At 72.9% G+C, this 384-nt stretch carries 1 protein-coding gene; it reads right to left on the reverse strand.

The window, feature by feature from the left end; all coding sequences use genetic code 11:
• A partial coding sequence (locus EOA24_RS41185; RefSeq protein ID WP_133375139.1) for a hypothetical protein occupies window positions 1-384 on the reverse strand: 384 nt, incomplete at both ends.

Consider the following 384-nt stretch of genomic DNA (forward strand, 5'->3'; position numbering starts at 1 on the left):
CAGGCTGAGCCTCGGCGCTGGAGACCTGCTCGCTGAGCTTCTGGCCCATCGTCTCGGCGGTGTAGGCGAGGCGGTTTTCCACGCTCGCGACCTGGTCCTCGACGCGCGCGGCGGCAGCCGCGGCGCTCGCGGCAATCCGCTCGTCGGCGCCGGACAGCGCCTGCTCGATCTCGCGGGCATGCACGGCGAGCTCCTGGCCGGTCTGGCGGGCGCGGTCGGCGACACGCTGCTCGGTGGCGGCGAAGGCGCCGACGATCGTGTCGGCATGCTCGCCGATCGTCGAGCTGGTCGAAGCGATGCGCGACACCAGGCGGTTGTCGGCGTCGTCGAAGATGCGGCCGATCTCGCCGGCGCGGGCGGAAAGCGCTTCCGAGCCCTCGGCGA

This window comes from Mesorhizobium sp. M2A.F.Ca.ET.039.01.1.1 (genome assembly GCF_003998035.1).
GTDB lineage: Bacteria > Pseudomonadota > Alphaproteobacteria > Rhizobiales > Rhizobiaceae > Mesorhizobium.